Source organism: Chryseobacterium sp. UYP7 (genome assembly GCF_056279225.1).
Map to the genome: position 1 here is coordinate 188,478 of NZ_JBWBQW010000002.1, position 12,502 is coordinate 200,979.

Below are 12,502 nucleotides of genomic sequence, written 5' to 3' on the forward strand. Positions count from 1 at the left end.
TGGATTTTTAACGAATCCACACTTTTTGTTTTTTCAGCAGTTTTTTTATTCCGCCAAATCGGCAATTCCTTTTTCATCTAATCTAAAAACCGACCATCCATTCATTGGTTTGGCCTGAAGCGATTCATAAAATTTAATTGCTGGCGTATTCCAATCCAGAACCGACCACTCCATTCTACCACATTTTTTTGCTTTGGCTATTTGAGAAAGTTCTACAAATAGTTTTTTGCCATAGCCTTTTCCGCGAAATTCCGGTTCTACGAAAAGATCTTCCAAGTACAAACCAGGCTTACCAACGAATGTAGAAAAATTATAGAAATAAAGAGCAAAACCAACGGGTTTGTCCTCTTCTTCTGCAATAATTACTTCTGCATATTTCTTATCGAAAATATTCCGGCGAATTTCTTCCACAGAAGTTACCACGTCATTTTCCATTTTTTCGTAAACAGCCAATTTTTTTATAAGATCAAAAATTATTGGGGAATCTTCTTCGGTAGCTTTTCGGATATTGAACATATTAACTTAATTTTTAGAAGCCAAAGATAACAACTTTGAAAGAATTAGTTAGCTTAAGAAAAACCACGAATACACGAATCTTCCGTACTAGCGATGTCAAATCACAGAAAAAACATTCGTGAATTCGTGGTAGATAATTTTATGATCTTTCTACCAATTTCCTTAGAAAACCTACGCGTAACTAGCCGCGATCGAAACGGCATCCTTTTTCTTTTGAATGGAAATGCCGTGGCAAAAAGAAAAAGATATAGTGTAGAGCGCGAAAAAGCTCCTAAAAAAAACCTCCAGAAAGTTTTCTGAAGGTTTTAGTTTACTATTTTTTGAGATCTTAAATTTCGGTATCCAGATCCCAGTTCTGTAAATAATCGTGAACATGTTTTAAGAACATTCCTCCCAAAGAACCGTCTACTACACGGTGATCGTAAGAATGTGACATGAACATTAAGTTACGGATCGCAATAACGTCGCCGTCTTTGGTTTCTAAAACTGCAGGTTTTTTAACGATGGCTCCAACCGCCAAAATAGCGACTTGAGGTTGCGGAATAATCGGCGTTCCCATTAAATTACCAAATCCACCAACATTGGAAATCGTGTAAGTTGCTCCCTGCGTGTCTTCGGGTCTCAATTTTTTATTTCTCGCACGGAAAGCCAGATCATTGATCGCTTTTGCTAATCCTGAAAGTGAAAGCTGATCTGCATTTTTAATAACAGGAACAATTAAATTTCCGTCTGGAAGAGCGGTTGCCATTCCAATATTAATATTTTTCTTTTTGATGATCTTATCACCATCTACAGAAACGTTGATCATTGGGAAATCCTGAATTGCCTTCACGATCGCTTTCACAAAAATTGGCATATACGTCAATTTCTCACCTTCTCTTTTTTCGAAAAGATCCTTATGTTTCGTTCTCCATTTCACAACATTCGTAACATCGGTTTCGATGAAAGACGTTACGTGTGGCGCGGTATGTTTGCTTTTAACCATTGCCTCGGCGATGATCTTTCTAACGCGGTCCATTTGAATAACCTCGTCGCCTTGTCCAACAATCATTGGCGTAGAAACTGGCGCAACTGCCTTCGGAGCCGGAGTTGGAATTGGTTGTGCTTGAACCGGAGTTTGCATCTCGGCCTTTTGCTGACCTCTTGTAGAAACAAACGATAAAATATCTTCTTTCGTAATGCGACCGTCTAAACCACTTCCTTTAATGTTCTGCAGTTCATTTTCGGAAATATTTTCCTGTTGTGCGATCGATTTTACCAAAGGTGATAAATAAAGATCGGAACCTTCAAAACCTGTAGAGCTTTTTGAACTTTCCATCGCTTCTTCCAGACCTTTTACGACTTCTGAATCTGCATTTGGAATCTGAGTTTTCACTTCTTCGGCAGATTTTGGTTCCTGCGGCTGATCAGAAACTGATTCTCCTTCACCTGCAACTTCTAATATCGCAATGACTTCGCCGATTTTTGCGATTTCATCTTTTTGCTTTAAAATTTTTATGATTTTCCCGGAAACTGGGGTCGGAACATCGGAATCAACTTTATCGGTTGCGATTTCTACAACGGAATCGTCCTCCTTTACCATATCTCCTTCGTTAAACATCCAACTGATGATCGTTGCTTCCATCACGCCTTCTCCCATCGAAGGAAGAATTAATTTATATTCTGCCATTTTTACTTTATTGATTCTTACAAAGATAAAAATTTTTAGCAATTAAGAATAAATGATTTTAAACCCACTTTTTTTGAATTTATTTCAAAAATTAACGTTTCACTTTTCTATCTTTGAAGCCTAATTTAAAACAATGAAAAATTTATCCATAATCGCTGTGTTTCACTTTAAAGAAAATGATCTCATGGACGCGCTCGAACTGCTTAAAAAATTGGTAATTGAGACCCGAAAGGAAGAAGGTTGTCTGCAATACGATCTGGTAGAAGATTTCGAAAACAAAGGCGTTTTCTTTATCACAGAACTTTGGGAAAGTCAGCAACATCACCATCAACACAACATCAGTGATCATTTAACCAATTTCAGAATACAATCGGTATCACTTTTCAGCAAATCTCCGGAGGTTTACAAAGGTTACAAAACATTTTAAGAAATGAAAAAAGTTTCATTGCTCTTCCTGCTGTTTTCGATTTTTTCTTTCGCGCAAAGATTTACCGACGCTGAACTTCTCAGGATTAAAGACGGAGATATTGAAACTGCGATGCCCATTTTTCAGACCTCGGATTCACTGCAACATTTTGTTTTACTTGATCAGTCGATCGATGTAAATCCAAAAGATAAGAACACGAAAATTTTAGTGAACCGCATAAAACTGGCCTTACTTTCTACGAACAGCGGGGTTGGAATTGCGGCGGCACAAGTCGGAATTAACCGTAACATAATCTGGGTAAAACGTTTTGACCAAACGGAAAATCCGCTGGAATGTTTAATTAATCCGAGAATTGTATGGCGTTCCAAAATTTTAAATTTTGGTCCGGAAGGTGATCTTTCTATCGAAACCTTCAGAGATTATTTTTACAGAAGTCAGGTCATCCAAATTGAATTCTACGATTTGGACGGAAAAAAACATACGGAAATCGTGGAAGGTTTCACCGCCGTAATTATGCAGCACGAAATCGATCATCTTTCGGGGATTTTAATTTCGGATAAAATTAAAAAGCAGAACTTAAAAACTTTCGAAAAAGCAGAATTTTACAAAGAGTTACCATAATAGAAATCATCTTTAAAAAAGATGATTTCTATTATTTAATGGTGTTGAGCTAAATAAATTTTGCATCAAAAACTTCAGAAAAGTGTTTTTTAATTTTCTCTTTGAGATCACCAATTTCAGCTTCAGAAAATTCCCGTTCCAGTTCCCGTTTCAAAGAAGTCACCGTTTTATCTTTAATTCCACACGGAATGATATATTCAAAATATCTAAGATCGGTATTCACATTTAAAGCAAAACCGTGCATCGTCACCCATTTTGAAGTCTTCACGCCCATTGCACAAATTTTACGCGCGTAAGGTTTTCCTACATCCAACCAAACTCCGGTTTCGCCTTCACTTCTTTCTCCTTTCAAGCCAAATTCTGCAATGGTGCGAATTATGACTTCCTCCAAATTCCGCATATATAAATGGATGTCGGATTTGAAATTATCAAGATCTAAAATTGGATAACCAACCAATTGTCCAAAACCGTGATAGGTAATATCTCCGCCACGATTGGTTTTCACGTAAGTCGCATTGATTTCTTCCAACCGTTTAGAATTGGCCAGCATATTTTCTTCATGACCAGATTTCCCCAAAGTGTAAACATGCGGATGTTCGACAAACAATAAATAATTAGGAGTTACCTCTTGAATTTCATCGATTCGATCACGGTTTTTCAGTTTCAAAGCGATGATTTCTTTCATCAGTTTTTCCTGATATTCAAAAGCGGGAAGATAATCCATCAAACCTAATTCCTGAAATTGCAAAGTTCTATTTTGTGTGCTTGTCATTTTCGATATTTATTTTGGGCAATCCCTTCGTTGTCCTTGCTTTCCATCACCAACTCAGGTCGGGCTATCCGTTACAATCTTTTTTTCCAAAAAAGGATTTTCACTACTATCCCTATTGCGAGACTTCGCTTTTACACCAATGTTTTTCTGGTTTAGAAGGATTTATTTTTTCAATAAACTATTCAAAACTTTGAAAACTTGTAAGTAAAATCAGTTTGTATTTTTTGATTTCTTCTGAAGAGCTTCTTTATCACATTGGGCTTTTGTGGCTTTCGTGCTTTAAAGATTTTGCAGTTGTAAATTTACAAAATTTAATTCTTTATGCTATGAATAAAGTCGCTTCCTTTCTGTTTCCAGTCGTCATTTCCTAAAAGAATTTTCACGAAAGCAGTTCCGATAATTCCACCTTCTGCTTTTTCGGTTACGTTCGCGAAATCGGTTTTATCTTTTATTCCAAAGCCGATGAATACCGGATTTTTTAAATCGAGCTCTGAAAGATTTGTTAAGTATTCTTCGTTTTTGACTTCTTTATTTTCGTTTCCTGTGGTCGAAGAACTTGAAACTGCATAAAGAAATCCGGAACTTAATTCATCCAGATATTTAATTCGTTTCTCTGAAGTTTCCGGAGTGACGAGGAACGTAAAATTGAGATTATATTTCTTCAGGATTTCGCTGTAATTTTTCTCAAATTCAATCGGTGGCAGATCTGGAATAATTAACCCAGAAACGCCGGAATCTGCGCATTCTTTACAGAAATTCTCAAAGCCGAAACTTAAAACAGGATTAATATAACCCATTAAAACAACGGGAATTTTGATCTCTTCTTTTACCGTTTTCAGCTGTTCGAAAAGTTTTGCGATGGTCATTCCGTTTTTCAACGCGATCTCATGAGCTTTCTGAATGACTTCTCCATCTGCAACAGGATCAGAATACGGCATTCCGATTTCCATATAATCTGCACCAGAATTCTGGATGGTTTTCATGATTTCCGTGGTGTCTTCTAAATTCGGAATTCCTGCCGTGAAATAGATATTGAGTTTTTTTTGCGGCTGGATGCTGGAAGTTGGATGCTGGATGTTAATATTGTCGATCATTATTTATTTCGTTTTTTTGAATTGAATTTGACAAAATTACTTTTATTTTAAAAATAATTTTTTGAGGAGCGCGATTTGCGACCCGACCTGAATGGAGCTCTTTTTAATTGGTGGCTGAGCGGAGTCGAAGCCACCAATTAAAAAAGCGGGAATGGAGGGCGGAAATTGTCGCCCAAAAAATATTACAAATTATTAAGATACATTTCCAGATCTTTATCGCCTCGACCACTCAAACAAATCACGACTACATCATCTTTCGCAAACTTTTTCTTTTCCAAAACCGCCAAAGCATGCGCGCTTTCCAAAGCCGGAATAATTCCTTCAATTTTAGTTAATTCGAAAGCTGATTTTAAAGCTTCATCATCGGTAATACTGAAAAACTCGGTTCTTTTTTCTGTAAATAAATTCGCGTGAAAAGGTCCAATTCCTGGATAATCTAATCCTGCAGAAATCGAATGTGGCTCGATAACTTGTCCATCTTCCGTTTGCATGACGATACTTTTACTTCCGTGCAAAATCCCCAAAGTTCCAAGAAAAGTTGTGGCCGCAGATTTCCCTGAATCGAGTCCAAAACCTCCGGCTTCAGCTGCAATTAATTTGACGCTTTCTTCATTCACAAAATGATAGAACGTTCCGGCAGCATTGCTTCCACCACCGACGCAGGCAATGACGTAATCAGGATTTTCCCGACCGATCTTTTCTTTCAACTGCCATTTAATTTCTTCCGAAATCACGCTTTGAAACCGTGCTACCAAATCTGGAAAAGGATGCGGACCGACCACACTTCCAATGATATAATGCGTTGTCGTGGCGTTGTTGATCCAGTCTCTTAAAGCTTCGTTTACGGCGTCTTTCAACGTCTTTGAACCGGAGGTTGCGGGAATGACTGTCGCACCCAACATTTTCATTCGTCCAACATTTGGTGCCTGTCTCGCGATATCGACTTCGCCCATGTAAACGATGCATTCCAAATTCATCAATGCACATGCAGTCGCAGTTGCAACGCCGTGTTGACCTGCACCGGTTTCTGCGATAATTCGTTTTTTTCCTAATTTTTTGGCAAGTAAAACCTGTCCCAAAGCATTATTGATTTTATGCGCTCCAGTGTGATTGAGATCTTCTCGTTTTAAATAAATCTGCGTCTGATATTTCTCACTCAAATTTTTCGCAAAATAAAGCGGTGTCGCGCGACCGACATAATCTTTAAGTAAGTCTCGAAATTCTTTTTGGAATTCAGGAGTGCTGATAATGTCAATATATTTATCCTGTAATTCTTCTACGTTTGGATAAAGCATTTCGGGAACGAAAGCGCCACCAAATTCGCCGTAATATCCGTTTTCGTCGGGGTTTTTATAATTTTTCATTTTATATTTTATTTTTACGAAGCCACGAAGTGGCGGTTTAATGAAGGATAGGATGAAATCCTATCTGGTATTTGCGACGTGTACCGTATTTTAATCCCAGAGATATTTTTCGTCGTATTGCACGTCATTATTTTTTAAGGTTTCTATAAATTCGGTTTTAAAGTCTTTTTGTCTGTGATGTTCTCTCTGATTTTCAATATTTTTGGAAGTGACGTTTAAATTACTTTTGTCCACAGAAAAAACTCCATATCCATCCTGCCAGAAAAAATTTTCATACTTCGGACCCTTTTTTTTTATCCAACTGGATGAATGTGATTTTATTTCCTGAACCAATTTCATCACTGCAATCTTTCTGGAAAGAATTCCCAAAATGTGAATGTGATCATCTGTACCACCAATTTTCAATGCAGGACTTTCGAAATCTTTACAGATAGTCGCAATATATTTGAATAACTCTGACTCTATTTTTTCATCAATAAAATCTTCCCGATATTTTGTCGAAAATATGAGGTGTATAAAAATTTGCGATAATGATTGAGCCATGATTTTGGGTTTTTAATTGAAATACTGTAATAGGATTGTATCCTATTCTTATTAAGTCATAGGATTATATCCTATTCTTTATTAAGCCTTCACTTCGTGACTAATTCTTGTTTAAACAATTTTATTTTTTCTAAATCCTTATTTCCGGGTCTAATTTCAAATCTTGAATTGATGTCTAAGGCAAAAGGTTGTTTTTTTAACAATTTTAGATTTACAATATTATCTTCTGAAATTCCACCACTTAAAAAAAAAGGTTTAGTAATTTCAAGGTCATTTAAAATTTGCCAGTCGAAAGAATGTCCTGTTCCACCGAACGATTTTGAATCGGTATCGAAAAGAAAATAATCGACGTCAGATTTTAAATTTCGAATTTTAGATTTTAAATTTTGGAACTCCGTTCCTATTCGGAAAACTTTGATTATTTTAATTTCAGAATTAAGTTTTTCTCTTAATTCGGAAATGGATTGGTCGCTTTCATCGCCGTGAAGTTGAATGAAATTGAGATCTGCTTTTTCAGCGATTTCTATGATTTGGTCTTGACTTTCATTGACGAAAACTCCGACTTTTCCTTGATGAGTAATAGATTTAATTTGGTCTAAAGTCAAAGAGTTCAAAACATAACGCGGTGATTTATCATAAAAAACAAACCCTAAAAAATCGGTATTCAAAGAAATTAATTCTTCAATTTGATTGAGTTTTGTGAGACCGCAAACTTTTAATTTCATAATAAGTTTTGGCTAAAGCCAAATTGATTTTATTTCTTTTTTAAACGGGCTAAAGTCCGTTCCTATTGATCACTATTAATTTCTTCTGAAAATTTTTCAAACGCCAATCCCGGATTTTCATTTGTCATAAAATATTCGCCCATTAAAAATCCAGTAAATCCTTTTTCTTTTAGAAATTTGAAATCTTCTACAGAATAAATTCCACTTTCCGCGACAGATAAAACGCTATCCGGAAGTTGATTTTTTAAATTGACAGAATGCTGCAAATCGACTTTAAAATCTTTTAGATTGCGATTGTTGATGCCGACCAGATCAATCTTATTATTATAATGTTGTAATTCTTCTTCCGTATGAATTTCCAACAAAACTTCTAAACCAAGTTCATGGGACAATTCCGTAAATTCTAAAACTTGGGATGGAGGAAGATAGGCTGCGATCAACAATATAACATCTGCTCCAATTGACTTTGCTTCGTAAAACTGGTAGTCATCGATCATAAAATCTTTTCGAAGAATTGGAATTTTAATTTCATTTCTAACCTTTATAATATCATCAAAACTTCCTCCAAAAAAATCCTGATCGGTCAGAATGGAAATTCCGCTTGCACCAAATTTCTCGTAGGATTTTGCTACTTCGAGAACAGCAGATTTGCCGTTAATAATTCCTTTTGAGGGCGATTGTCTTTTAAACTCCGCAATAATTCCAGATCTACTTTTTAGAGAATCTTTCAAAGAGAAAGTTTCTCTCCCAAAAAACCCGGAATCTTCAAGTTTATTCCGCGATATCTTTGACTTGGAAGCTTTGATTTCCTCCTTTTTCCGTGCAATTATTTGGTCTAAAATATTCATTTCTACTTCGTTAAAACTTTTAAACCATTCAAAGCTTTTCCGCTTTCTAAACTTTCCTTTGCCATTAATAAACAGTTTTGATAATCACCATATTTCTCCGTGTTTTGCAAAGCTTTTGCAGCATTCGATAAAACTACCGCATTTTGCTCATAAGTTCCTTCACCTTGCAAAATTTTCAGGAAGATCTCGGCGCTCTCTACTTTGGTTTTACCACCGTTGATCGCTTCTGCGTCTATATTTTTAAATCCTAATTCTTCTGCAGAAAAAATATTTTCACCGCTTTTATCAAAGATCTTGGTATCTCCAGTTAAAGAAATTTCATCGTAACCATCAAGTCCATGAACCAGCATAAAATCGGAATTTTGTTTTTGAAGCAGATATTGATACAATCTTGCAATTTCCAGATCATAAACGCCGATCATCGAAAAATCTGGTCTTACAGGATTTACGAGTGGACCTAAAACATTAAAAAAGGTGCGTAAACCTAAACCTTTTCTTAAGGGTGCAACCGTTTTTAAAGCCGGATGAAAAAGCGGTGCGTGAAGAAAACAAATATTAGCTTTTTCCAGATCACCCTGAAGTTCTGCCTCATTGTCTTTAAATTGATATCCCAATTCTTCCAGAACATTGGAAGATCCCGAAATTGCAGTTACGCCATAATTACCATGTTTTGCAACTTTTTGACCGGTTCCAGCCACCACAAAACTCGCTAAAGTAGAAATATTGAAGGTGTTTTTTCCGTCGCCACCAGTTCCGACAATATCAACTAAATCATTTCCTAAATTGACAGTTGTCGCCAATTGTAAAAGTGCATCCCGAAAACCTTCCAATTCCTCCAAAGTGATGGTGCGCATTAAAAAAACGGTCACAAAAGCCGTCACTTCATTTTCGTTAAATTTGTTCTGCGCAATTTCCTTCAAAATGGCTTTTGCTTCAGCTTTTGATAGCGTATTGTGGCTGAATAAATACTGTAAAATCTCTTTCATTTTTTTATAATTTTTTGGGCAATTCCCTCGCCGAAGCTTTTCCAGCACCTCGGGTCGGGCTATTCTCTCCAATCCTCCTGAATTTTCGGGAGGGATTTCCATTTCTATCCCTATTGCGGGATTTTCGCTCATTATCTAATTAGTTATTTAAAAAATTCTCCAGGATCTTAAAACCTTGCGGCGTCAAAATACTTTCTGGATGAAACTGAACCGCATGAACATCGAAAGTTTTATGTTGCAATCCCATGATCATTCCATCTTTGTCGATCGCTGTAATTTCTAATTCCTCGGGAAAATCTTCAAGATTAACTGCCCAAGAATGATATCTTCCGGCTTCAATAGTTGGCGGAAGATCTTTAAAAAGTTTCGTATTTTCTTTTGTCACCTGAACATCTGTGGCAACTCCATGAAATATTTCAGAAAGGTTAATTAAACTTCCACCAAAAGCCTCAGCAATCGCCTGTTGTCCTAAACACACTCCGAAGATGGATTTCGTGGGTGCATATTTTTTGATTAGATCCAAAAGAATTCCTGCTTCTTCCGGGATTCCGGGACCCGGCGAAAGAATGATCTTATCATATTGGTCAACATCCTCTAAACTAATTTGATCGTTCCGGAAAACCGTTACTTTTTCGCCCACAATTTTTTCGATCATCTGCACGAGATTGTACGTAAAACTGTCGTAATTATCGAATACTAATATTTTCATTTTTCTATTTTTTTTGATGAAATTTTATTCTATCCTTTATTAACCGTCACTTCCTGATTTTTTATAAATTCATTTAATAAATATGACGAATCTGCAACCCGGCTTGAGCGGATCCCGATGTTCAATCGAAGAAAGAGCGGAAGATCTCGTCATCTTTGACGAGACCCCAAATATTAACTGATTTTCTCCGCTTTCAAAATTGCTTGTTTCAAAGCTCCTAACTTATGATTGACTTCCTGCAATTCATTTTCGGCGGAAGATTTCGCTACAATTCCTGCTCCAGCCTGGGAATACAAAGTGTTTCCTTTTGATAAAAAAGTCCGGATCATAATGGCAAGATTACAACTCCCATCAAAACCGACGAAACCGATGCAGCCGCCATAATAACCCCGCGAAGTTTTTTCATACGAATCGATCAATTCCAGCGCTTTATATTTTGGTGCACCACTCAAAGTTCCCTGTGGGAAAGTAGTTGCGATCATTTCGTAGGGGTTTTGATCATCTGAAACATCGGCTGTAACTTCGGAAACCATGTGAATGACGTGGGAGAAAAACTGAATTTCTTTTAATTTAGAAACGGTCGTATTTTGTCCTAAAATGCTTAAATCATTTCTAGCGAGATCAACGAGCATCGTATGTTCCGCGTTTTCCTTTGCATCAGCTTTCAGTTCATCCGCCGATTTTAGATCTTCTTCTAAATTTCCGGTCCGTTTAAAAGTTCCGGCAATCGGGTGAATAATGGCTTTATGATCTTTAATGATCAACTGACTTTCCGGACTGGAACCCATTAATTTGTAATCTCCGTAATCGAAATAAAACAAATAAGGCGAAGGATTTATATTTCGCAAAGCACGATAAACATTGAATTCATCACCTTTAAATTTCTGTTCAAACCTTCGGCTTAGAACCAGCTGGAAAACATCGCCGCGGAAACAGTGTTTTTTTGCAACTTCGACCAGATTTCTGTATTCATCATCGGTTAAATTCGAACGTTCCTCCTCCACTTTTTCAAATGGAAAAACAGGTGCATTTTTTTGTTGAATAATATTTTCCAGCGTCAACATTTCAGACTTTACGCCTTTGATTTTATTCTCGATGAGAAACATTTCATCGTTGTGATGGTTGATGGCGATGACATACTGATAAAGACGATATCTCAAAAGGGGGATTTTATTTTCCGTGGAAAGTTCTTTGAATTTTATATTTTCAAAAAACGGGATCGCGTCGTAAGAAGTGTAGCCAAAAAATCCCTGCGCGGTTTTACCAATGGGTAAAGTTGGTTCTTCACATTCAAAAGTCTGGGAAAATTCCTGAAGAAGATCGGTGAGTTTTTCTTTTTCAATATTGAACTTTTTTGGACTTTCCAAAGGAAATTTAATTTCCGCTTCTGTATAATTTTTAATTTCAATACCGGCAATCGCGTTGACTGCTATAAAAGAAAAATTATTTTCGGTATTTTGGTTTCCGGCACTTTCCAAAAGAATGGTGTCGCGAAACTGATCACGCAAACGCAGGTAAATTCCTACTGGCGTGAAAAGATCGCTCATCACTGATTTGATAGTGGTTTTTATTCTTACAGTTTGATTAAATTTCATGAGATATTTTAAAATTAAGATAAAAAAAAAGACTTTAACGGGTCACGTCAAAGTCTTTTTATCTATTATTACGAACAGAATACAAGATTTGCTTCAGACCTTAAAAAAGTTTGAATGCCACCACCAAGTATTGTTTGTTCCTGAATTCATTTGTCTAAAATTGTTTACTTAAAAGCTGAAAATTAATATTTCTTTGAAGAAATATCTGTTTAGTATTTCAGTGGGACAAATATATAAATGTTTTTCAAAAAAGAGAATTTTTTTTACACATTTTTTGAAGTATAAACTTAATGTCACTTTTTATTTTTGTTTTTATCTCTTCAAAGTTTGATTATGTAAAATATATTCTTCATTTTTGCGCAAAATTAAATTATTATGAAAAAGTTATTAGCAATTGCATTTGTAGGTGGATTAATCTTAGCAAGTTGTGCAAAAAAAGAAAATGTTGAAGAAACCAACACAATGATGGCTGAACCAGATTCTACAATGATGACTGCTGCTCCAATGAACGATTCTACGGTAGTAGTAGCGCCAGTTGCAGTTGATTCAACTATGGCAAAATAAGTAGCAATTACTTACAAAAATAAAGCAGCTAAGTAATTAGCTGCTTTTTTAATTTTCTTATTCTTCTAC

At 36.1% G+C, this 12,502-nt stretch carries 15 protein-coding genes; 4 read left to right on the forward strand and 11 right to left on the reverse strand.

Going from position 1 to position 12,502, the window contains the following annotated elements:
* Positions 1–45 precede the first annotated feature (45 nt).
* Positions 46–516, reverse strand: coding sequence for an N-acetyltransferase family protein (locus ACZ9HT_RS05125; protein WP_476039384.1), 471 nt, complete (start codon positions 514–516; stop codon positions 46–48).
* A 93-nt stretch (positions 517–609) separates the two neighbouring features.
* On the opposite strand from ACZ9HT_RS05125, the gene ACZ9HT_RS05130 reads away from it, so the two are divergent.
* Positions 610–816, forward strand: coding sequence for a hypothetical protein (locus ACZ9HT_RS05130; protein WP_476039385.1), 207 nt, complete (start codon positions 610–612; stop codon positions 814–816).
* 28 nt (positions 817–844) lie between these two features.
* On the opposite strand, the gene ACZ9HT_RS05135 is transcribed toward ACZ9HT_RS05130, so the two are convergent.
* Positions 845–2,185, reverse strand: coding sequence for a dihydrolipoamide acetyltransferase family protein (locus tag ACZ9HT_RS05135; RefSeq protein ID WP_476039386.1), 1,341 nt, complete (start codon positions 2,183–2,185; stop codon positions 845–847).
* 133 nt (positions 2,186–2,318) lie between these two features.
* Between ACZ9HT_RS05135 and ACZ9HT_RS05140 the strand changes: the two genes are divergently transcribed.
* Together ACZ9HT_RS05140 and def are read left to right on the forward strand one after the other, a co-directional pair.
* The gene (locus ACZ9HT_RS05140; protein WP_476039387.1) at positions 2,319–2,612 is read left to right on the forward strand and encodes a putative quinol monooxygenase; all 294 of its coding nucleotides are present in this window, start codon (positions 2,319–2,321) and stop codon (positions 2,610–2,612) included.
* Positions 2,613–2,615: 3 nt separating this feature from the next.
* Entirely contained in the window at positions 2,616–3,233 is a 618-nt protein-coding gene (gene def / locus ACZ9HT_RS05145; RefSeq protein ID WP_476039388.1) for a peptide deformylase, read from the forward strand.
* 49 nt (positions 3,234–3,282) lie between these two features.
* Here the strand turns inward: def and lipB are convergent, their stop codons facing one another.
* The 9 genes from lipB to ACZ9HT_RS05190 form a co-directional block, all read right to left on the reverse strand.
* Positions 3,283–4,005: a lipoyl(octanoyl) transferase LipB gene (lipB, locus tag ACZ9HT_RS05150; protein ID WP_476039389.1), complete on the reverse strand. Its 723-nt coding sequence runs from the start codon at positions 4,003–4,005 to the stop codon at positions 3,283–3,285.
* 311 nt (positions 4,006–4,316) lie between these two features.
* Complete coding sequence (gene trpA, locus ACZ9HT_RS05155) at positions 4,317–5,099, reverse strand: tryptophan synthase subunit alpha (protein WP_476039390.1); 783 nt, start codon at positions 5,097–5,099, stop codon at positions 4,317–4,319.
* 182 nt (positions 5,100–5,281) lie between these two features.
* On the reverse strand, positions 5,282–6,463 hold the full coding sequence (trpB, locus tag ACZ9HT_RS05160) for a tryptophan synthase subunit beta (RefSeq protein WP_476039391.1): 1,182 nt from the start codon (positions 6,461–6,463) through the stop codon (positions 5,282–5,284).
* Positions 6,464–6,553: 90 nt separating this feature from the next.
* A complete protein-coding gene (tnpA, locus tag ACZ9HT_RS05165) occupies positions 6,554–7,006 on the reverse strand; it encodes an IS200/IS605 family transposase (protein WP_476039392.1) in 453 nt (150 codons plus the stop codon).
* 89 nt (positions 7,007–7,095) lie between these two features.
* Positions 7,096–7,731 carry a phosphoribosylanthranilate isomerase gene (locus ACZ9HT_RS05170; RefSeq protein ID WP_476039393.1) on the reverse strand — a complete coding sequence of 212 codons (636 nt, stop codon included), beginning with the start codon at positions 7,729–7,731 and terminating at the stop codon, positions 7,096–7,098.
* Between the two features lie 62 nt (positions 7,732–7,793).
* On the reverse strand, positions 7,794–8,579 hold the full coding sequence (gene trpC, locus ACZ9HT_RS05175) for an indole-3-glycerol phosphate synthase TrpC (protein ID WP_476039394.1): 786 nt from the start codon (positions 8,577–8,579) through the stop codon (positions 7,794–7,796).
* Between the two features lie 2 nt (positions 8,580–8,581).
* A complete protein-coding gene (gene trpD / locus ACZ9HT_RS05180; RefSeq protein ID WP_476039867.1) occupies positions 8,582–9,565 on the reverse strand; it encodes an anthranilate phosphoribosyltransferase in 984 nt (327 codons plus the stop codon).
* Positions 9,566–9,704: 139 nt separating this feature from the next.
* Positions 9,705–10,274, reverse strand: a complete 570-nt coding sequence (locus ACZ9HT_RS05185) for an anthranilate synthase component II (protein ID WP_476039395.1) — start codon at positions 10,272–10,274, stop codon at positions 9,705–9,707.
* Between the two features lie 173 nt (positions 10,275–10,447).
* Entirely contained in the window at positions 10,448–11,869 is a 1,422-nt protein-coding gene (locus ACZ9HT_RS05190) for an anthranilate synthase component I family protein (RefSeq protein WP_476039396.1), read from the reverse strand.
* Positions 11,870–12,244: 375 nt separating this feature from the next.
* Here ACZ9HT_RS05190 and ACZ9HT_RS05195 point away from each other — a divergent pair, with 375 nt between their 5' ends.
* Positions 12,245–12,433 (forward strand): hypothetical protein, encoded by a 189-nt coding sequence (locus tag ACZ9HT_RS05195; RefSeq protein ID WP_476039397.1) that lies wholly within the window; start codon positions 12,245–12,247, stop codon positions 12,431–12,433.
* Positions 12,434–12,502: the final 69 nt, after the last annotated feature.